This is a genomic window from Viridibacillus sp. NPDC096237, from assembly GCF_050278625.1.
In the GTDB taxonomy this organism is placed as follows: Bacteria; Bacillota; Bacilli; order Bacillales_A; family Planococcaceae; genus Viridibacillus.
On record NZ_JBNNTI010000025.1, the window covers coordinates 15,629 to 35,648 of the forward strand.

Here is a 20,020-nt window from a genome sequence, read left to right on the forward strand (position 1 = left end):
GTTTAGTAGTTTTTGTAAAGCTATTTATTATAAAATCGAAAGTTGCGCTGTTGGTTTTGCTTGTGCATCACGTACAAATGCAGTAACGCCAGTACGTGTTAGCTCTTTAATACCATATGGTTGGATCAACTCGATGAAAGCATCAATTTTTTCTGGATTCCCGACGATTTGGTAAGTTACTACATTTTTACCCATATCGATAATGGAACCACGGAAAGGTTCGACAATTGAGTTAATCTCCATGCGCAAATTCGGTGGAGCAACAACTTTAATGAGTGCAAGCTCACGTATAACGATTGATTTTTCAGTGATGTCATTAACTTTAATCACATCAATTTGTTTTGAGAGCTGTTTGACCAATTGTTCAATTTTGTTTTCATCTTCAACATGTACGATGAAAGTCATTTTAGAGATATCCGGCTGTTCTGTATGACCAACCGTGATACTTTCGATGTTAAATTGTCTTTTCATAAGTAGACCTGTGACGCGATTTAATACACCACTTTGATTGATTACAGTTACTGTTATAACTCTTTTCATCCTTTTTTCACCCCAATCATTTCATCCAATCCTTTACCCGGTGCTACCATTGGGTTTACAACTTCAAGTTGTTTTACACGACAATCGATTAGTACTGGTTCATCTGACAATAGTGCTTCAGTCAGTACATTTTCAGCCTCATGGATTGTATCGATGCGATAGCCCTTAACACCATACGCCTCAGCAAGTTTTACGAAATCTGGCTGAACTGGCATTAAAGAAGATGAATAACGCTCTTCATAGAACGTTTCTTGCCATTGTCGAACCATTCCTAGACAGCTGTTATTTAAAATAACAATTTTCACTGGTAAGTTAAATTCTTTCAATAAAGCAAGTTCTTGAGATGTCATTTGGAAGCCTGCATCACCTACAATAGAGATAACTCTTTGATCAGGTTTAGCAAACTGTGCACCAATTGCAGCTGGGAAACCAAAGCCCATTGTTCCAAGTCCACCAGATGTTACCCAGTTATGATCACTTTTAAATTTGTAATATTGCGCTGTCCACATTTGGTGTTGCCCAACATCTGTCGTGACGATAGCTTCACCATTAGTAATACGGTTGATTAGCTCTACTGCTTGTTGTGGATAAACTGTATCTGGCTCTTTTGCGTCATACCATAATGGATACTCTGCAAGACATTCAGTCAAATATTCGTGCCAAAGCTTCGTATCTGGTGTTACAAACACTTGTTTTAACAGTACTTTTAATGCTTCTTTTGCATCAGCAACAATCGGAATATCAGTTGGAACGTTTTTGCCAATTTCAGCTGGATCAATATCGATATGAATAATTTTCGCTTTTTTAGCGAATTTGCTTAGATCTCCTGTAAGACGGTCATCGAAGCGCGCCCCTATATTGATAAGTAGATCACAGTTACTAATCGCCATATTTGACGTAAATGTACCGTGCATACCTGCCATTCCTAGGAAGAGCTCGTGTTCCCCGTTAATACTGCCAAGTCCAAGCAAAGTGTTCGTTACCGGAATATTGTGTTTTTCGGCAAATTCAGTTAATTCAGCTGATGCATCTGCTGCTAAAATACCAGCACCCGCTAATATTAAAGGTTGTTTCGCTTCCCCAATAGCTTTCACAGCTTTTTGGATTTGTAAAAAGTTCGGATGTAATGTTGGCTGATAACCAGGTAAAATAATTGGAGCATTATCATCCACTTCTGATTGGAAGATAGTATTTGCGATATCTTTTGGGATATCAACCAGTACTGGTCCTTTACGACCTGTTGAAGCTATGTGAAATGCTTCCTTCACGATTCTAGGAATATCATTAATGTCCTTCACTTGATAGTTATGCTTAGTAATCGGCTGAGTAATGCCAACAATATCAGCTTCTTGGAAAGCATCCGTTCCAACAACTGTTGTTGCGACCTGACCAGTAAAGACTACAAGTGGTAATGAATCCATCATGGCATCTGTAATACCTGTTACTAGGTTTGTAGCTCCCGGACCTGATGTAGCAATAACGACTCCTGTTTTACCTGAGACGCGAGCATAACCTTCTGCAGCATGAATTGCACCTTGCTCATGTCTGGCGAGTATATGTTTAATCGGATCTTTATAAAGTGCGTCATATAATGGTAAGACTGCACCACCTGGATATCCGAAAATAATTTCTACATTTTGTTTCTTTAACGATTCAATGAATAATGCAGCACCATTTTGTTGCTTTTTAATTTCTTGCTTGGCCTCTTCTGGTGCTGATTCTCTACTCTTTAGTGGAACTTGTGCATTCATCATATAACTCCTCCCTAATTTTCTATATAAAAAAAGCCCATTTCTCCGCACGCAAAGAAATCCTTTACGTAGGGATGAAAATAAGCTTTTCATGGTACCACCCTTGTTCATAGTCAAAAGACTACCTCTTGAATAGACGAATCCATTCTTTATCTAACGAGCACAATTGGTTGCGCCCGGGGTTACCTAATTACTTGCGTGTTTAGTAACCCACTCAGAGGGGATGTCGGATATAGTTGTATTACCGGCTCCCAGCACTACCGGCTCTCTGTGAATACTAAAATCTATAACCTTTAACCTCATCAACGATTTTATTATTTAATTGTTAACTAAATTTTCATTACGCCACCAGTAGAAGCGCTCGTTACAAGTTTGGAATATCTTGCTAAATACCCTTTTTTAATCTTTGGTTCAAATGGTTTTAAGTTTTGCTTTCTTTCAGCTAGAATTTCAGCGGATACTTGTAATTCTATTGTACGGTTTGTTAAATCAATAGAGATTGTGTCACCATTTTCTACTAATGCGATCGGTCCACCATCTGCAGCTTCTGGAGAGATATGCCCGATTGAGATACCTCGTGAAGCACCTGAGAAACGACCATCTGTAATAAGAGCTACCTCTTTTCCTAGACCACGTCCCATAATAGCGGATGTTGGTGCAAGCATTTCAGGCATTCCTGGTCCGCCTTTTGGTCCTTCATAACGGATGACTACGACATGACCTGCTTGAACTGTGCCATTATCGATGTTCTCTTGAGCTTCCTCTTGAGAGTCAAAGACAATCGCTTCACCAATGAAATCTTTGATAGAAGGATCAACAGCACCTACTTTAATAACTGCGCCTTCAGGAGCAATGTTACCGAATAGTACTGATAAACCGCCTACAGGACTATATGGATTATCTTTTGTACGTATGACATCCGTATTTGTAATTTCATGTCCTGCTACATCTTCAGCAATTGTTTTACCTGTTATGGTAATACGCTCTTTATGAATTGCACCATCAATTTTACAAAGCTCATTGACGATTGCACTGACACCACCTGCAAGATGAACATCATGCATTGAATAGTTTGAAGCTGGCATAATTTTCGATAAATACGGCACACGTTCAGCTACCTTATTAATGTCTTCTATGTTGTAATCAATTTCTGCTTCATGGGCGATGGCTAATGTATGTAAAACGGTATTAGTTGAACCTCCCATTGCCATATCAAGGGCAAAAGCATCATCGATAGTTTCTTTCGTAATGATATCGCGCGGTTTTACATCATCCTTGATCATTTGGACTAAATGTTTTGCAGCGTCTTTGATCAATTGATGACGCGCCTCAGAAGTTGCTAAGATTGTACCGTTTCCTGGTAAAGCCATTCCTAGCATTTCCATAAGAGAGTTCATAGAGTTAGCGGTAAACATCCCTGAGCATGAACCACAAGTTGGGCATGCATTGTCTTCAATGTCTTTCAATTGCTCTGCTGTCATTTGGCCGCTTTTATAAGCACCTACACCTTCAAATACAGAAGTTAATGAAAGTTGCTCACCTGTAGATGAAACACCCGCTTCCATTGGACCACCTGATACAAACACAGAAGGTACATTTGTACGAACCGCTGCCATTAGCATCCCTGGAGTGATTTTGTCACAGTTTGGTATGTAGAATACTCCATCAAACCAGTGTGCATTGATAACTGTCTCAGCAGAATCTGCGATTAATTCACGGCTTGGTAGTGAATAACGCATTCCGATATGTCCCATAGCAATCCCATCATCAACACCAATAGTATTGAATTCGAATGGAATCCCACCAGCTTCACGAATCGCCTCTTTAACTACTTCAGCAAACTTTTGAAGATGAACATGACCTGGAATAATATCAATATAAGAATTACAAACTCCTATAAATGGTTTATCTAAATCTTTTGTTTTAACACCTGTTGCATATAGTAAACTTCTATGCGGAGCACGGTCGACTCCTTTTTTTATCATGTCACTTCTCATTTTTAACGCCCCTTATTACACTACTGTAGTTTTTTTATCGTAAACTTTTACCCCATCTTGTTCTACTATTGCACGGAAACCTTCTAAGATGTCATTTGTTACTTTCCCTGGCGTTCCGTCGCCAATGACACGGCCATCTACTTTTACTACAGCGATTACTTCTACAGCTGTACCTGTTAAGAAAACTTCATCAGCTACATATACATCATGTCTAGTAAATACACCTTCAATTGCTTCGTATCCTTTATTCGCAGCAACTTCTAAGATTGCATTACGTGTAATTCCTTCTAAAGCTCCGATAAAACCTGGAGGTGTGATTAATTTGTTGTCTTTAATGATAAATATATTATCGCTTGAACCTTCCGCTACATAACCTTCAGCATTCAACATTAATGCTTCAGGAACACCTGCTAAGTTAGCTTCGATTTTAACAAGAATATTATTTAAATAGTTTAATGTTTTCGTTTTTGGACTTAATACATCAGAGCGATTACGACGGCTTGAAGCTGATACAATTTCAATACCAGTTTTGTAAAGTTCTGCTGGAAATAGAGCTAGTGGTTCAGCAATTACAATTACGCTCGCACGTTTACAGCTTCTAGGATCTATTCCTAAATTACCTATGCCACGTGAAATGATTAAACGAATATATGCACTTTGTAGAGAGTTTACTTTAATGGTTTCCTTCACTATTTCAATCATTTCTTCAATTGTGTATGGAATTTCTAGTAAAATGGATTTTGCTGATTCATAGAGACGTATTAAATGTTCCTCTAAACGAAAGATATTTCCGTTATATGCTCGAATTCCTTCAAACACACCATCACCATATAAAAAGCCATGGTCATAAACTGATACTTTCGCATCTTCCTTCTTAACAAAATCTCCATCAAGATAGATTAACTGTTCTCCCATACTTATCACTCTTTCTTTAAATAACATAGTCACGTTTTAAATGTTGTCTCAAACGTTTTTTTAAATTGTTGCTATCATAGTACGTATTTGAACCGACGTCAACCTTATTTTTTTGAATTGTTTATCAATTTAGATATCTAGTTACTTATGTATGCGTTTTCATTCCCTTTCAGTTTGATTTTAGCTAAATAATGAACAAATTATTAATTTTTAGAAAAAATTATTAATTAGATTAATTTAGATATAAAAAAATAGCCCCATTCCATTTTTATGTAAGAAATGGAATGGGGCATAAAAGGAGTTACATTATCATACTTTTGCACTCTACACTAGAAAATAAAGTCTTAAAATAAGCTGTCATGAAAACGTTATTTGGATCGCTTTTTTCACGCTGCGCTAAAAATACCGGTAAATTCGGATACAATTCCAGCATTCTTTCAGCAGTTAGTCCGTTTACTTTTCCAAAATGAGGTCGACCATTATACTTTATCATAAGATGTTGCACCCATCTAAAATAAGGTTTTTCATCCATACCCTTATACATATGGAATGCTAAAAATGCTGATTCTACTCCCCCCGTCGGACTCAAGTAGCCCATCTCACCTGCTGCCGTTCTGCATTCAATCGGAAAATGCACACGGAATGGATGTGATTTCAACGTATAATGTATCTCTTCCATACAAGCTTCAAAATGTTCTAAAGGTATCGCATATTCACATTCTAAGAATTTCACATTACGAGGTGTTGGGAACATTTCATAGCTAAGGCCAGTTTTAACACCATTTGGCACACTTGAAGCAGAAATTTTACTAACAAATGCTGTTCTTTTTGGCTGTTTACGACAAATCTCTGACATTAGATAAAACAAACCATTTTCTACAAATTGATTTTTAACGCTTTCAATAACTTTAGATGATTTCGATTGTTCTATGATTGGTACCATGTTCATCATTTTCACTTGTACTTTCTCACTACCTGGGAAGTAAAACCATTCTAAATGACGATTTTCTCTTATCATCTGTGACCAATCCTGTAGTGCCACTGGTAATAAAGATTGTGTTGAAGTGCATTTTAAACTATATAAAGGCACTGTTTGAAGTGTTACCTGAACAAGAACTCCTAGCAGACCTAAAGATAGATGTAAGGAGTTAGATAATTCATCATCTGCCCTTTTATGCTCATGATACTGTCCTAATCCATCTACAAAACCCCAAGCAATCACTTGATTTGAAATAGAGCCAAGTGTAATACCTGTACCATGTGTCCCTGTAGAAACTGCTCCAGCAATAGTTTGCTCTTGTATATCCCCCATATTCTGAAGTGCTAAACCGTATTCCTTTAGCATTGGCCCGATCTCATATAAATAGGTCCCTGCCCATAGCGTTACTTCTCCTGATGCCTGATCAACATTGATTAACCCTCGCATATTGTGTAAAGATACAGCTATATCATCAGGCATAGCAACGGGGCTAAAAGAATGGCCTGCACCCGTTACGCGAATTGTTTGACCATTATCACTTACCTTTTTTATAATTTCCGATAGATGTTCAGTAGAAAGTGGCAATAAGGATCTAGACGGTTTACTAACCACATTGCCAGACCAATTTATCCATTCTTTTTGATCAATCCAATCTTTTACAGAAAACATTTCCCTTCCCCCCTATAAGTTACGAAACTATCAATATATTGATCTTCTCGTTTCGCTTCAAGGCGTAGAAAGCGCTCACATAACTCTCCTGCCTTGGCGTGACGAAAATAGATATTATCCCCAATACTTACTTGATGACCACCGTGTAATTGAAGAGGTGTTTGCACTTCACCTGCACCTTCTAAATCATAAAAACTATATTTATGTTCGTCGTAAGGCACCGGTTGTTTGTCCTTTCCTATCGCACCTGAAGCAATATATCCCCCTCCATGACAAACAACGACATTCGGTGCAGGTTTTCTCGTGACGCGTAAAGTAAATCCTGCCGCTGGTTGTAAATGCAACGTATGATAGCGATCAAAAAGTGCTGGCGCAAAAAACGCTGAACCAACTGTCACCTCTGTCACTTCATCTTGAGTCACCGTATATTGTAGGCTACCCGAACCTCCTCCATTAACAATTTCTAACGTTGAATAGCATCTTAATATTTCCTCAACAGCTTGTTTACGAAAAATGGCTAACTTCTTTTTCGAATTATTCTTCAAAAATTTGATCATCGGCGCTTGCCACTTTTGAAGTGGTTTATCGATAACTCCAGCAATTTGCGCTTCGTACCCCATCAAGCCCTTAATGACAATATTAGGGAACTTCGATAGTTGTGATAGAAATTGTGTTAGTTGCTGCATAGAATGCAACGACGAACGCCTTGTCCCGAAATAGATAAAGGGAGTTTTCATCGAAAGATTGATATCGATACAAATATGTAAAGGCGTTTCGTATTCACTTGCTATATCTTGTAAAAATTGAATTTGTCTCACATCATCTACCATAAAGGTGATATCCTTACCTTCTTTTACATGAGACACAAGCTTTCTCGTACTCTCTCTTTCCAGTATTGGATAACCAATAAGAAAGTGATTGAACCCTTCATCTATCAAAAACGACGTCTCTTCGGCAGTAAATGTCATCCATCCTGAAAAAGACTTTAACTTTGAAGCGATATAAGTGAGGAGTGATTTAGAACGAATCGATTTTGTCGCAATTCGAATGTCCTTCCCATTTGTATGTTGATTGATAAAATCGATATTGTCATCTAGTGCGTTTAAATCAATCCACGCAAACGGACATTCTAAATGTTCAAAGGCTCGATCAAACGGTTCCATTGCCTCACATCCTATCTATATATTAAATGACAAAAAATGCCCTTTTAGCGAGAAACCCATCTAAATAATGATGTTTTACTTTTCCGGCTAAAAGAGCATTTGAAAAATCATAAGCATTTCAATTCGACAGCGACTAACGAATCTCCCATAAATCCAATGTAAGATTTAAGAAGAAAATTGTGTGAATAAGCACAAATATTAATCCTTGTTTATTAAATTTCTTCTTTAAGGTTTGATTCATAAGCACTTCCCCCTTCTTTTTCCATATTATAATCATAAACAGCTTATTTTGCAAAAATTCAAACTTATACGTTTTATATGACAATTCCACCTCTCTATGTAATGATATATGTAAAGACATGTTTGGAGGTTATTATCATATGAAGAAAGCTTTATTAGTAATCGATTATACGAATGATTTTGTGGCTGATGATGGAGCATTAACTTGTGGCGAAGCTGGTCAAGCAATTGAACAAACCATTGCTTCACTCACAGAACTATTTATTAAAGAAGATGAGTTCGTTGTTTTTGCTTGTGATCTACATGAAGCGAATGATAAGTATCATCCAGAATCTAAATTGTTCCCTCCTCATAATATTCTCAATACTGCCGGAAGAGAACTCTTTGGATCATTACAAAACATTTACAAAAACCATCAAAAACAAAGTAACGTGTTATGGATAGATAAAACACGCTACAGTTCATTTGCTGGGACAAATTTAGAACAACTTTTAGCTGAAAGAGGCATTCGTGAAATTCACCTAGTCGGCGTTTGCACGGACATTTGTGTCTTACATACTGCAGTAGATGCATATAACAAAGGTTTCAAGACGTATATCTATGAAAATGGTGTTGCGAGCTTTGACGAAAACGGCCATAATTGGGCATTACGACATTTCAAAAACACGCTTGGTGCAGAGATTATTTCAAATTAAGGTTTAAAATCACTTCTTTAAGGCTATACGAATAATATACACCTAAAGGAGTGGTCATAAATGAGTATTATTTTATATTTAATCGTAGGTGGATTAATCGGCTGGGTTGCTGGTTTAATTTTAGGTAAAGATATACCTGGAGGAATCATAGGTAATATGGTTGCAGGGATTTTAGGTTCTTGGCTTGGTGGGAAATTGCTTGGTTCATGGGGATGGGAAGTTCAAGGTTTCTACGTATTCCCTTCAATTATCGGTGGCGTGATTTTAGTCTTCGTCGCAAGTTTAATTTTAAGAGGTATGAACAAGTAACCTATAAAATAGAAGGCTTGATCAAGCAGTTAAATTTGCTTGATCAAGCCTTTATTATCTTATTTATGCCACTACTTCATAAAATGATACTAAGTACTTCATCTAAAACACACGTGATATACCCTTATTATTTAATGTTACAAGTATCATTGTCTTACTTTTTATCAGAGTGTAGCGCAATTTTACTATTAAATACGAGTTCTTTTTTATGTTTATCATAGAGTTTGTAGTAATAGAGTACATTCTCTACATATTCGTCATCATGATTATAATGATAAACAGCTTTTTTTATATTACCATCTGCTGCGCCGCTAGAAGCTAAATAATTGGCAGCACTATAAATAGCATCTTCGATATTATATGGATCTGCTAAACCATCATCATTAGCATCTACACCATAACCACCGTAACTTTTAATTGTTTTAGGATCTGTCAATTCCTTCTTTTTAATATTGCCCTTTCCAAGGTTTTTACAAGAAGGATGCTGCCAACCAACAAAAGTACAAGGCATAAATTGCATATGCCCTACCGCTCCAACAGGTGATTCTAATGTTTTCATTGTTGAGAATCTCGTTTCAATACGATGATGGGCAGCGAGTAGCGTCCAAGGAATTTTATATTTCTTTGCTGCCTTCTGATAAATCGGAATATACTTATTTGGAATTTCTATATCAAATGCTGGTTTATCTTTCATATCTTCAGCACCAAGTTGTTTAATAATAGGTAACTCTTTAAGCTGCTGCCACATGATGATTGTCGTTGTATACAGTGCAATCGATACAGGGATTAGTAAAATAATCAGCCAGAGCTTCAATTTCATATGTAATTGTTGCTTCTTTTTATTTACCATTCTCTAAACACCTATCATCACATTATAAAGTAAGATTATCGACATCGACTATTGGATGGGTTTCTTTTTAGCGATGAAGAACGCTAACACAAATGCGATAATAGCAAATGCAAAAGAACCTGAATATACGACACGAATGCCGTTAGCTATAATATCGACCAGTTGGCCAATTTCTTCACTAGAAAATATATTTGTATCAAAATCACCATTTAAATTGATGTCACCCTTGCCAAAACTAGCTAATTTTTCGCTTGTTGCTAGATTAAACAACATACCGAAAATTGCTGCCCCTACGGATTGACTAAATGTATTTATAAAAGAATTTAAACCAATCGATGTACCAAGTTGGTCTCTTTCTGCAGAAGTTTGTACAGCGATGATTAACATTGGCGCTATAAAGCCCATACCAATACCTAACATCCCTGTTCCAACGTAAACAAGTATTTCATTTGAGTCAGCAGACAAAGTTGTTAAGATAAATGTCGCAATTAATAACAAACCTGTCCCGATCTGAATAATCGTTTTAGTTGTTATACGACCTATCAAATTCCCCGCTAAAATTGCGCCGACCGTCCACATAACAGATAATGGTGTCAACATTAAACCAGCTTGAGTTGCATTCTTGCCAAAAACCGATTGTGCAAAAATAGGTAAGTATGCCGAAATACTAATAACAATCGCCATTACGAACAATGTTAAACCGTTCACTATATTTAAGCGACGATTTCTGAATAATGATAGAGGTACAATCGGCTCTTCAGCTTTTAGTTCTACTCGAACAAATATGAAAAGTGCAATAGCTGCTACTGCATATAAAATAATTGAGGTAGTGCCAAACCAATTTTGTGTATTACTGCCTTCAATAATCGTATAAAGTAATGCAATCATCCCTATTGAGAAGAATAGCGCTCCTGCGTAATCAATTTTACGCTTCTCCGCTTTTACTTCGTCCTCATAGTATTTTGCAATCATAAAAATAGAGCCTAAACCAAACGGTATATTTAATAAGAAAATATAGTGCCAAGTTAATTGGTCTACAATAAACCCACCAACTAGTGGTCCAACTACACCAGAAACGCCCCAGACCATACTAATCCAACCTTGACCTTTTGCACGTTTTTTCTCAGTATCAAATAATTCCCCTACAATCGTTAATGTAATCGGTAAAATCGAACCCGCACCAATCCCTTGAATTGCTCTGAATATGATTAACTGCTCCATAGACTGTGCTAGACCACACAATAATGAGCCTAATAAGAAAATAGAAATACCAATGATAATCATTTTTTTTCGACCAAATAAGTCCGCTAATTTACCAAATATAATTGTCGCAATAGCTGATGTTAGTAAATAAGCTGAATAAATCCAACTAATTAGCTCAACACCCGACAAATCGGTAGTAATACTTGGAATTGCTGTAGCGACAATCGTACCTTCAATTGCTGCAAGTGCCGTAGCAAGTAAAACGGCGATAAATACTCTATTCATAAAAAACCTCAATTCTAAGAAAAAATATACAATCCTACTAAATAAAATATTATAACACGAAAACAACAAATTACCTATATGACTAAATTTTCCTAGTTTCTCACAAAGAGGTTTGATACTGTAAAAAAATAGGTATTATTCAAAATGGACAAAACAACCATTTAGTTTGTTTATCCATCTATTTAGGAGGTACATATACATGTGGGAAGATTTTAAAAAATTCGCCTTAAAAGGCAATGTTATTGACTTAGCTGTAAGGGTTGTAAAAGGGGGAGCTTTCGGGAAAATCGTAACTTCGTTAGTAAATGATATTATTACACCGATTGCCTCTTTATTACTTGGAACAGTGTCATTCACTGACTTACATTACAAGGACTTAAAATATGGTAACTTTATACAAAGTTCACTTGATTTCTTTATCATTGCATTCTCAATTTTCATGTTCATTTGAATCATTTCTAAATTGAGTCTTAAGAAGAAAAAAGAAGAGGTTGTTGTTGAAGCACCTACTACTGAAGAATTATTAAAAGAAAAGCAATCATAAAATAGACAGAAAACCGAGCGACTCTCAACGAATCGCTCGGTTTTTTATTTACCATCTTCAATTATTGTTTCCATATCGATTGCAATTGTATCAAAAGGTACATCTATTTCGCCACTATAGCTTTTCACTACAACACCGTTTTGATCAACTAAAAAGAAAGTTGACTGATGCGTAACTTGATCTGTGTTATCCGTTTTTTTGACAAATGCATGAAAGGATTTAGCAGCAAAGCTTTCGATTTCTTTTTGCGTGTACCCTGTTAAAAGATTCCATTTTGAATCATCAGGTACTGGATAGTTTTTTAAGTGATTTTTTAATACTTTTGGAGAATCCGATTCAGGGTCAACACTAAATCCGACAATGTTGTAGTCTTCTAACCCTTTGTCTTTGAAAGATTTTTGAATATCTGTCATATTTATCGTCATTGGCGGACATACAGTAGTACACTTTGTAAAGATGAACATAGCTAACCAAGGTTTTCCTTTTAAAGAATCTAACGAAACTTTTTCGTTGTGCTGATTAGTATATTCAAACGGTTGAATTTCATAATTTATATCCGCCTTAAATTTCTCATTGCCACATGCAGATAATACTAATGCAATAATTAATAATAAAGGCAATGTTAAATTTCTTCTTGTCATGATTAATTCACTCCTTCATACAAACAATCTTATCGAATTGAATGCAATAATACAAGAAGGCTGTATCATCCGTTTCTGACGAATTTGTGAAGGCTTACGCTTTTAAAGAGACTAGCACATCGTGAATCGATTCCAGTTTAGACTCGACACGGTGCATCAAATAAAATGATACGACGATTGGAAATCCCACTTCCTGTATAAACGTCAACCATTGCTCCATCTCATTCACCCCTTTTCAAATAGAAAAGATTATAGAAAAGATTGCCCCATCAGCTCTATTGGCGAACGAGACAATCTATCCTTATTATGCTTGTACTAGATATTCAGTCACTTGACGATCTACTATTTGTGCACCCTTAATCATTGCTAAAGGCTCGCCGTTCACTGAAAATACTGCACTGTCGATTATTGCTACCATCGCTTCACTAATTTCATGTTCAGACAGCGAGTCCTTTGGTGCATCGATGTTAATCGTATAATTTTTGTTACCTACCGTTTTGAATTGTAGCTGTAATACTTTTGCCATTCGTATCCCCTCCCCTCTTTAAGCTATTTACTCAATACTTCTTGTAATTCGTTATACTCAATTTTGTTCACATTATTGCTTGTTAGTCCTGCAATTGCATTTGATACTGCTACCAACGCTTCTGCTTGTACACCTTTAATAACATTGTTGTACGTTTTCTTCTTTTCCAATGGCGCTCCTTTGTCATTTGTACCAACTACGAATGTCAAGCGCAGTGTTGCGGTATTGAAATCAAATATTGCCATGCTGTTCACCCCCTCTCACTCATTAAATAGATTTTTTAAAAAGAAAAGGAGACAACAGGTGAATTTTTTACAACTTCCTTTTATAATGGTATAAGAGTATAGAAGAGGTGAGAGGTTTGTTAACTGGCTGGTTTCTGTGGTTTATATTAATTTGGGTAGTTTTATTCATTGGCTTAATGGCAATTGGCGGATTCTTTATGTTCCGTAAGTTCTTAAAAAGGATGCCTAAAGAAGATGGTAAATCTGCTATGGATTGGGAAGAACATTATGTTAGTGAGACAATCCATTTATGGGGTGACGACTCTAAGGCTTTATTAACTGAGCTTGTAAGCCCTGTTCCTGATTTATTTAGACCTGTTGCAAAGCAAAAAATAGCAGGTAAAATTGGAGAGTTGGCATTAGAGGAAAAAGCGTCGTCTATTTCATTTGATTTAATTATTAGAGGATATATTATCGCCTCTCCAAAAAGAGATCATAAATTTTTACGTAAAAAATTAACACAAATGAAAATAGATACAACACCGTACGAACATCTACTTGATTAAGTAATAAAGAAAAAGGTTCTTCTCCATTTGATATAGAGAAGAACCTTTTTTATTTTGCATGTAATTGTTTTTCAAGCTTTTTATAACGAACTAACATCGCAATTCGCCATGGAACAATCATTGAAAATGCCAAAATCCAGAACATACCGCCAAGTTCACCTAAATGGAATGCACCACTTAGACAAATTTTCGCTACAGTACGGACAATCAATAAACCCGCTAAAATAAAGAAAAACGCTTTAGAAGGCTTTAAAAAGATGTCATCTTCAACAATATGAAATTTTGATGTAGCAATTAATACGGTTGAAAATATGATTCCTACTAAAATTGCTTCTAACACTTGTGGCCATGGTACCCTGAAATATTCAAAGCAAAACATTAAAGCACCGGTAGACATCGCAATTGGTGGTATAATGATTTTCTTTGCACTCGCAGGTTTTTTAGCCGATTTAGCTCTCACAGTCATCGCCATAATGCCCATAAAGACAACGGCGACAGTTGAGCCTATAACCATATATTGAGAAGGAATTGAACTCAACATAATAGACCCTCTCCTCACATAACTAATATTCCACTACTTTTACAATTGTAGACATTAAGCGTTGCTGATCAAAAGGTTTCGTAATAAAATCTTTGGCACCCATTGAGAGTGCTTGTAAAATCATCTTCTGCTGTCCTAACGCACTAATGATGATAATTTTCGCATCAGGAAATTCATCGATGATCACTTTAGTTGCATCTAACCCCGTCATAACCGGCATGGTTACATCCATTGTCACGACATCTGGCAATAATTCACGATACTTTTCAATTGCTTCCTTGCCATTAATAGCTTCGCCAACAACTTCATAAGTTGAGTCAGCTAACATTGTTTTAATCGCATGACGCATAAACATCGTGTCATCTACTACTAATACCTTCGTCAAACACCCAACCCCTAATATGAAACTAAAAATACTATACTACTAAAAAGTTAGTTAAGCCAATTATAATCCGATAAAATCCCCGAATATTGGTTGTAAAAGACGAATAATTAGTGTCATCCCATTAAAGTATAATAGAATACCAACAACAATCATTACATACCCGCCGACTTTAACGATTTTCTGACTATGGTTACGAATCCAACTTAATCTTGTCATAAAGAATGATAAAAGAAGAAATGGAATAGAAAAGCCAAGACTATATGTCAGTAAATACCAAATTCCTGAACCAGGATTTGTACCAGCAAGTGATAGTATACCTCCTAATATCGGGCCAGTACATGGTGTCCAACCCGCTGCAAACGCTAAACCAATTAAGAAAGAGCCAATGTATCCAGCTGGTCTATTTTTAAATTGGAATTTGCGATCTTTCATTAAAAAGTCCGGTGTAAATACGCCAATAATCATTAATCCAAAAATAACAATTAATATCCCACCAACTTGTCGAATCAGGTCATCATACCTGTAGAAGAATCCTGAAAGATAAGATGTAGTTAATCCTAGAATAAGGAATATCATTGTAAATCCTAGTAAGAAAAACAATGTGTGCAAAATAGCCGTCTTTTGAAGCATTCCTTTGTCATTTTTTAATTTATCAAATGACACGCCTGTTATGTAAGAAAGAAATGCTGGATAAAGCGGCAACGTACATGGTGAGATAAAACTTAAAATACCTGCACCAAATGCTAAAAAATAGTTAAAATCAGTATTCATATTTTGTTGTCGCTCCTTAAAGTTTCTGTACCCATCGTACCAAACTTTTTAACAAATTTCTTTTCTTTTGTCTGTGAATTTTTCATGACAAAATAAAGCAATGAATATAGCGACACTAATTACTATAGAATATGCTCTGAAATTATGTGATAAAACTAGGTTGAGGATGGGATTTGGGAGATTTGGGGTTACTCGAGCTTTCTTTAGCGCTACTCGGGCTCTCTTTAGCGCTACTCGGGCTCTCTTTAGCGCTACTCGAGCTTTCTTTAGCGCTACTCGAGCTTTCTTTAGCGCTACTCGAGCTCTTTGGGCTACTCGAGCTTTCTTTGGCGCTACTCAAGCTTTCTTTGGCGCTACTCGAGTCTTCTTTAGCGCTACTCGAGCTTTCTTTGGCGCTACTCGATCTCTCTTTAGCGCTACTCGATCTCTTTAGCGCTACTCGGGCTCTCTTTAGCGCTACTCGAGCTTTCTTTGGCGCTACTCGATCTCTTTGGCGCTACTCGATCTCTTTGGCGCTACTCGATCTCTCTTTAGCGCTACTCGGGCTCTCTTTATCACTACTCCCCCTCACAAAAAAATCTCCAAAAAGCCACTAACTAACCGCGACCTTACAGAGATTATCCCCTTATTACCCTACTTCTTGTACTAACCCATTTTGCAATTTATACATTTTGTGATATAAACCATTTTTAGCAAGTAACTCTTGGTGTGTCCCTCGCTCAACAATCTCGCCATGGTGGAGCACTAAAATTTGCTCTGCATCTTGAATCGTACTTAGGCGATGTGCGATGGCAATTGTCGTGCGGCCTTGACGCATTTTATCAAGACTTGCTTGAATAGCTACTTCAGTTTCCGTATCTATTGTTGCTGTTGCTTCATCTAAAACGAGCACTTTCGGATTTGTTGCAATGGTTCTCGCAAAAGCAATGAGCTGACGTTGCCCACTTGAGAATGTGGATCCACGCTCCGATACTTGATGTTTATAGCCGTTAGGCATGGATTCTATAAATTGATCAGCTTGCACAAATTCCGCTGCGGCCTTAACATCTTCTTCCGTCATATCTTCATTAAAGAGTTTAATGTTACTTTCAATATTTCCGTAAAATAGGAATGGGTCTTGGAGTACTAAGCCCAATTGTTGTCTTAATGTTTGTTTCGGATAATTTTTTATAGACTGACCATCTATTACTATTTCTCCCTTTTCAAACTCATAAAAGCGCATTAATAGATTAATAATTGAACTTTTACCGCTCCCCGTATGACCGACAAGTGCAACCGTCTCTCCAGGATTAACTGTAAATGTAATATCTTTCAACACATCTGTATTGCCATCATATGAAAATGTCACATTTCGGAATTCAATACGTCCGTCTGTCATTTCCACTGAAGAATCATCTAATTGTTTTGGGTCCAATTCCTTGTCATCCAATAATGTGAAGACACGCGATGCTGATACAATAGCTTGTTGGAAAATTGAAAGTCTTTGCATGACTTGGTTAATCGGTTCAAAAAAGCGATTAATGTAGCTGACAAATGCATATATTACACCGATTTCCACCGGTTCACTAAAGGATGTTATGCCAAAAAAGCTCAGCATTAAAATTAGACCAAATGCATAGACCAAGTCAATTACAGGTCTTAACAATAGACCATCTAGCTTAATACTACTCATCACTGCCTTATAATGCTTCTCATTAATTTCGTCAAATTCATCTCGGAAACGTTTTTCCTGACGAAATGCTTGCACTATCGACATACCCGATAATGATTCTGCTAATTTGGCATTTAATTGACTCAATCGTTCACGCATATCCATATAATAAAAGGCACTATATTTTCTGTAGATATAGATAATACAGAAAAGAATAGGCAGTAAAATAACAGTTGCTAAGGCGAGTTTCCAGTTTAGTGCAAACATTGCAACATAAACTCCGATAATTAAAAAGCCACTTTGTACAAAACCAATTAATACACTAACGAACATTTCCATGATAGCTTCCGTATCATTCGTCACACGAGATACGATACTGCCTGCTGGTGTTTTGTCAAAATATCGCATACCTAGCTTATGCACTTTCGTATACACATCTATCCGTAGCTGCTGAATTACCTTTAGAGCCAATACATTGAAGCGAAGCATCTGTAAATAACTAATGAACGAATTCAAAATTTGAATGCTAATGTACACTACAGCCAGAACGATTAACGTATTTGTAGGGAAATGACGTGGTGTTAAATAATCATCCATGAATATTTTAATCAACAAAGGACCTAGGATATCGCCGAGAACGGTAATTAAGAGCAACATTAATGCAATCACAATGGACTTTTTATGTGGTTTCAAATATGTAAGAAGTCGTTTTAATACTTGCCATTGCTCCTTACCTGTTAGAGTGATTTTTTGCTCTTCATTCATGTTGACTCACCCCCTCTTCCACTTGTTGTTCAAGTTGTTGTAATTGATACATTTCGAAATAACGACCTTTTAGCGCCATCAATTCATCATGTGTTCCTTTCTCTACGACTGCCCCTTCATGTAAAACAATGATGAGATGCGCATGGACAAGTGCACTTAGTCGATGGGACGTAATAATTGTCGTGGAGCCTGTTCTAGCCTTTTTTAATGACTCTAAAATAGCTTCTTCAGTCTTCGCATCAACCGCTGATAAAGAATCGTCTAAAATAAGAAGTTCCGGTTTCATTAACAACGCTCTTGCGATTGAAATCCGCTGTTTCTGTCCACCTGAAAGTGATACACCCCGTTCTCCAACAACCGTATTGTAGCCTTCTGTAAAGCGCAATATATCATCGTGAATTTGAGCGATTCTAGCTGCATTTGTCACTTCAGCTTCATCTACACCCGGGTTTGTAAAAGCGATGTTTTGATATAAGGATGCTGAGAATAAGAAATGCTCCTGCGGTACATAGCCAATTGCTTCGCGCAGTTTTATTGCTTCATAATCTCCTATGGCATGATCTCCGTATCGAATTTCACCATCGTAGCCATCAAATTCACGCATCAATAATTTTAAAATTGCTGTTTTACCTGCCCCCGTCTTACCGACAATGCCAAGTGTTTCACCACTTTTCAACGTGAAATGTACATCTTTTAGAGAAGATGTTTCATCTCCAGGGAATGTAAATGAATAGATATTAAACTCTATATCCCCCTGCGGTCGAACGGATATTGCATCTTCTTTATCTTTAATATCCATTTTTACATCTAATAGTTTACGAATTCGGTCATATGATGCACTACCTCTCTCCATAATATTAAAGAGTAAACCAAATGCTAGCATAGGCCATACAAGAAGCCCTAAATACGATGTAAAAGACACTAAATCGCCAAGTGTCATATCGCCCGCAACAACAAATTTAGACCCAAATATTATCGTTAAGAAAAATGAAATACCTACGACGAGAGAAATGGTTGGATCAAATAGTGAATCCACTTTTGCCACTCGTGTATTTTTCTCGACAACTTCATCAGATAAGCGTTTAAAATCTTCAATATCCTCTTTATCTTGACCGAATGTTTTCATAACTTTAATGCCAGTAATACTTTCCTGCGTTTTATCATTTAAATCTGAAAATGCGGCTTGGGCATGATGAAAACGTGCGTGTAAAAGTTTACCGTAATAATTCGTTGATAGCGCCATAAAAGGCATTGGGATTAAGGCGATTAACGTCAGTTTCCAATCGATCGTAATGGCCATTGCCAATATGACAAAGCCTCCTGTTGTTATAGAATCTACAAGTGTTAAAACCCCGTTACCCGCTGTTTGTTGCACAGCTGATACATCATTTGTTGCATGTGCCATTAAATCTCCGATACGACGCTTTTGATAAAAGGACGGTGCCATCGACGTAAAATGATGGAATAATTTTGCCCGAAGCCTTTTAGCTAATGTCATTGACGATCCAAAAATCATAATTCGCCAATAGTAACGAATAACATACATCAATAGTGCAGAAACAGCTAATAGACTCAACCATTTAACTAGAGAGCCCATGGTCAGATGACCCCCTCCAATCTCATCGACAACAATGCCAATAATTTTTGGAGGCACTAACTGTAATATCGCCACCATGATTAACAGTGAAATCCCCACCAAGTATTGCTTCTTACGTTCCTTAAAAAACCAACCTAACTCAAAAAATACCTTCATCTCTATTCACCTACTTTTCTTCACAAATATCAGTTTATCAAATATTCTGAAATGATT

20 protein-coding genes, 1 pseudogene and 1 other annotated feature are annotated in these 20,020 nt (G+C 36.8%); of the genes and pseudogenes, 4 read left to right on the top strand and 17 right to left on the bottom strand.

Annotated features, from left to right (window positions below; genetic code table 11):
- Positions 1–27 precede the first annotated feature (27 nt).
- The 6 genes from ilvN to ACQKMD_RS14065 form a co-directional block, all read right to left on the bottom strand.
- Positions 28–540, bottom strand: coding sequence for an acetolactate synthase small subunit (ilvN, locus tag ACQKMD_RS14040; protein WP_427752759.1), 513 nt, complete (start codon positions 538–540; stop codon positions 28–30).
- The gene (ilvB, locus tag ACQKMD_RS14045; RefSeq protein WP_427752804.1) at positions 537–2,291 is read right to left on the bottom strand and encodes a biosynthetic-type acetolactate synthase large subunit; all 1,755 of its coding nucleotides are present in this window, start codon (positions 2,289–2,291) and stop codon (positions 537–539) included. Before ilvB ends, ilvN begins: the two co-directional genes overlap by 4 nt.
- 67 nt (positions 2,292–2,358) lie before the next feature.
- Positions 2,359–2,606: a binding site (T-box leader), on the bottom strand.
- A 14-nt stretch (positions 2,607–2,620) separates the two neighbouring features.
- Entirely contained in the window at positions 2,621–4,288 is a 1,668-nt protein-coding gene (gene ilvD, locus ACQKMD_RS14050; protein WP_427752760.1) for a dihydroxy-acid dehydratase, read from the bottom strand.
- A 15-nt stretch (positions 4,289–4,303) separates the two neighbouring features.
- Positions 4,304–5,203, bottom strand: coding sequence for a branched-chain-amino-acid transaminase (gene ilvE, locus ACQKMD_RS14055; protein WP_427752761.1), 900 nt, complete (start codon positions 5,201–5,203; stop codon positions 4,304–4,306).
- A 301-nt stretch (positions 5,204–5,504) separates the two neighbouring features.
- Positions 5,505–6,851 carry a D-arabinono-1,4-lactone oxidase gene (locus ACQKMD_RS14060; RefSeq protein ID WP_427752762.1) on the bottom strand — a complete coding sequence of 449 codons (1,347 nt, stop codon included), beginning with the start codon at positions 6,849–6,851 and terminating at the stop codon, positions 5,505–5,507.
- Positions 6,839–8,014 (bottom strand): alanine racemase, encoded by a 1,176-nt coding sequence (locus ACQKMD_RS14065; protein ID WP_427752764.1) that lies wholly within the window; start codon positions 8,012–8,014, stop codon positions 6,839–6,841. Before ACQKMD_RS14065 ends, ACQKMD_RS14060 begins: the two co-directional genes overlap by 13 nt.
- A gap of 380 nt (positions 8,015–8,394) precedes the next feature.
- Between ACQKMD_RS14065 and ACQKMD_RS14070 the strand changes: the two genes are divergently transcribed.
- Positions 8,395–8,949, top strand: a complete 555-nt coding sequence (locus tag ACQKMD_RS14070; RefSeq protein ID WP_427752765.1) for a cysteine hydrolase family protein — start codon at positions 8,395–8,397, stop codon at positions 8,947–8,949.
- A gap of 60 nt (positions 8,950–9,009) precedes the next feature.
- On the top strand, positions 9,010–9,258 hold the full coding sequence (locus tag ACQKMD_RS14075; RefSeq protein WP_427752766.1) for a GlsB/YeaQ/YmgE family stress response membrane protein: 249 nt from the start codon (positions 9,010–9,012) through the stop codon (positions 9,256–9,258).
- Positions 9,259–9,412: 154 nt separating this feature from the next.
- Here ACQKMD_RS14075 and ACQKMD_RS14080 read toward each other — a convergent pair whose 3' ends face one another.
- Positions 9,413–10,108 carry a lytic transglycosylase domain-containing protein gene (locus tag ACQKMD_RS14080; RefSeq protein WP_427752768.1) on the bottom strand — a complete coding sequence of 232 codons (696 nt, stop codon included), beginning with the start codon at positions 10,106–10,108 and terminating at the stop codon, positions 9,413–9,415.
- A gap of 48 nt (positions 10,109–10,156) precedes the next feature.
- The gene (locus ACQKMD_RS14085; protein ID WP_427752769.1) at positions 10,157–11,596 is read right to left on the bottom strand and encodes an MDR family MFS transporter; all 1,440 of its coding nucleotides are present in this window, start codon (positions 11,594–11,596) and stop codon (positions 10,157–10,159) included.
- Between the two features lie 199 nt (positions 11,597–11,795).
- Here ACQKMD_RS14085 and mscL point away from each other — a divergent pair.
- A pseudogene (mscL, locus tag ACQKMD_RS14090) lies at positions 11,796–12,140 on the top strand (large conductance mechanosensitive channel protein MscL).
- 44 nt (positions 12,141–12,184) lie between these two features.
- On the opposite strand, the gene ACQKMD_RS14095 reads toward mscL, so the two are convergent.
- From ACQKMD_RS14095 to ACQKMD_RS14110, 4 genes are all read right to left on the bottom strand, one after another.
- Complete coding sequence (locus tag ACQKMD_RS14095) at positions 12,185–12,781, bottom strand: SCO family protein (RefSeq protein ID WP_427752770.1); 597 nt, start codon at positions 12,779–12,781, stop codon at positions 12,185–12,187.
- 94 nt (positions 12,782–12,875) lie between these two features.
- The gene (locus ACQKMD_RS14100) at positions 12,876–13,001 is read right to left on the bottom strand and encodes a YvrJ family protein (RefSeq protein WP_083446074.1); all 126 of its coding nucleotides are present in this window, start codon (positions 12,999–13,001) and stop codon (positions 12,876–12,878) included.
- Positions 13,002–13,085: 84 nt separating this feature from the next.
- Positions 13,086–13,307, bottom strand: a complete 222-nt coding sequence (locus tag ACQKMD_RS14105; RefSeq protein ID WP_427752771.1) for a DUF2922 domain-containing protein — start codon at positions 13,305–13,307, stop codon at positions 13,086–13,088.
- A 23-nt stretch (positions 13,308–13,330) separates the two neighbouring features.
- Positions 13,331–13,552 (bottom strand): DUF1659 domain-containing protein, encoded by a 222-nt coding sequence (locus ACQKMD_RS14110; RefSeq protein WP_427752772.1) that lies wholly within the window; start codon positions 13,550–13,552, stop codon positions 13,331–13,333.
- Positions 13,553–13,668: 116 nt separating this feature from the next.
- On the opposite strand from ACQKMD_RS14110, the gene ACQKMD_RS14115 reads away from it, so the two are divergent.
- Entirely contained in the window at positions 13,669–14,097 is a 429-nt protein-coding gene (locus tag ACQKMD_RS14115; RefSeq protein ID WP_427752774.1) for a DUF2621 domain-containing protein, read from the top strand.
- A 49-nt stretch (positions 14,098–14,146) separates the two neighbouring features.
- Here ACQKMD_RS14115 and ACQKMD_RS14120 read toward each other — a convergent pair whose 3' ends face one another.
- The 5 genes from ACQKMD_RS14120 to ACQKMD_RS14140 all read right to left on the bottom strand — a co-directional run bounded on the left by ACQKMD_RS14120 (position 14,147) and on the right by ACQKMD_RS14140 (position 19,963).
- On the bottom strand, positions 14,147–14,638 hold the full coding sequence (locus ACQKMD_RS14120; RefSeq protein ID WP_427752775.1) for a CcdC family protein: 492 nt from the start codon (positions 14,636–14,638) through the stop codon (positions 14,147–14,149).
- Positions 14,639–14,660: 22 nt separating this feature from the next.
- Positions 14,661–15,023, bottom strand: a complete 363-nt coding sequence (locus ACQKMD_RS14125; protein ID WP_427752776.1) for a response regulator — start codon at positions 15,021–15,023, stop codon at positions 14,661–14,663.
- A 60-nt stretch (positions 15,024–15,083) separates the two neighbouring features.
- Complete coding sequence (locus ACQKMD_RS14130; RefSeq protein WP_427752777.1) at positions 15,084–15,794, bottom strand: cytochrome c biogenesis CcdA family protein; 711 nt, start codon at positions 15,792–15,794, stop codon at positions 15,084–15,086.
- Positions 15,795–16,422: 628 nt separating this feature from the next.
- Positions 16,423–18,210, bottom strand: a complete 1,788-nt coding sequence (locus ACQKMD_RS14135; RefSeq protein WP_427752779.1) for an ABC transporter ATP-binding protein — start codon at positions 18,208–18,210, stop codon at positions 16,423–16,425.
- Complete coding sequence (locus ACQKMD_RS14140) at positions 18,203–19,963, bottom strand: ABC transporter transmembrane domain-containing protein (RefSeq protein WP_427752781.1); 1,761 nt, start codon at positions 19,961–19,963, stop codon at positions 18,203–18,205. The genes ACQKMD_RS14135 and ACQKMD_RS14140 overlap by 8 nt, the downstream gene beginning before the upstream one ends.
- Positions 19,964–20,020: the final 57 nt, after the last annotated feature.

Bases quoted from the DNA above. Each gene is read 5' to 3' on its own strand.
- ilvN (WP_427752759.1), bottom strand. From the start codon at position 540: ATGAAAAGAGTTATAACAGTAACTGTAATCAATCAAAGTGGTGTATTA.
- ilvB (WP_427752804.1), bottom strand. From the start codon at position 2,291: ATGAATGCACAAGTTCCACTAAAGAGTAGAGAATCAGCACCAGAAGAG.
- ilvD (WP_427752760.1), bottom strand. From the start codon at position 4,288: ATGAGAAGTGACATGATAAAAAAAGGAGTCGACCGTGCTCCGCATAGA.
- ilvE (WP_427752761.1), bottom strand. From the start codon at position 5,203: ATGGGAGAACAGTTAATCTATCTTGATGGAGATTTTGTTAAGAAGGAA.
- ACQKMD_RS14060 (WP_427752762.1), bottom strand. From the start codon at position 6,851: ATGTTTTCTGTAAAAGATTGGATTGATCAAAAAGAATGGATAAATTGG.
- ACQKMD_RS14065 (WP_427752764.1), bottom strand. From the start codon at position 8,014: ATGGAACCGTTTGATCGAGCCTTTGAACATTTAGAATGTCCGTTTGCG.
- ACQKMD_RS14070 (WP_427752765.1), top strand. From the start codon at position 8,395: ATGAAGAAAGCTTTATTAGTAATCGATTATACGAATGATTTTGTGGCT.
- ACQKMD_RS14075 (WP_427752766.1), top strand. From the start codon at position 9,010: ATGAGTATTATTTTATATTTAATCGTAGGTGGATTAATCGGCTGGGTT.
- ACQKMD_RS14080 (WP_427752768.1), bottom strand. From the start codon at position 10,108: ATGGTAAATAAAAAGAAGCAACAATTACATATGAAATTGAAGCTCTGG.
- ACQKMD_RS14085 (WP_427752769.1), bottom strand. From the start codon at position 11,596: ATGAATAGAGTATTTATCGCCGTTTTACTTGCTACGGCACTTGCAGCA.
- ACQKMD_RS14095 (WP_427752770.1), bottom strand. From the start codon at position 12,781: ATGACAAGAAGAAATTTAACATTGCCTTTATTATTAATTATTGCATTA.
- ACQKMD_RS14100 (WP_083446074.1), bottom strand. From the start codon at position 13,001: ATGGAGCAATGGTTGACGTTTATACAGGAAGTGGGATTTCCAATCGTC.
- ACQKMD_RS14105 (WP_427752771.1), bottom strand. From the start codon at position 13,307: ATGGCAAAAGTATTACAGCTACAATTCAAAACGGTAGGTAACAAAAAT.
- ACQKMD_RS14110 (WP_427752772.1), bottom strand. From the start codon at position 13,552: ATGGCAATATTTGATTTCAATACCGCAACACTGCGCTTGACATTCGTA.
- ACQKMD_RS14120 (WP_427752775.1), bottom strand. From the start codon at position 14,638: ATGTTGAGTTCAATTCCTTCTCAATATATGGTTATAGGCTCAACTGTC.
- ACQKMD_RS14130 (WP_427752777.1), bottom strand. From the start codon at position 15,794: ATGAATACTGATTTTAACTATTTTTTAGCATTTGGTGCAGGTATTTTA.
- ACQKMD_RS14135 (WP_427752779.1), bottom strand. From the start codon at position 18,210: ATGAATGAAGAGCAAAAAATCACTCTAACAGGTAAGGAGCAATGGCAA.
- ACQKMD_RS14140 (WP_427752781.1), bottom strand. From the start codon at position 19,963: ATGAAGGTATTTTTTGAGTTAGGTTGGTTTTTTAAGGAACGTAAGAAG.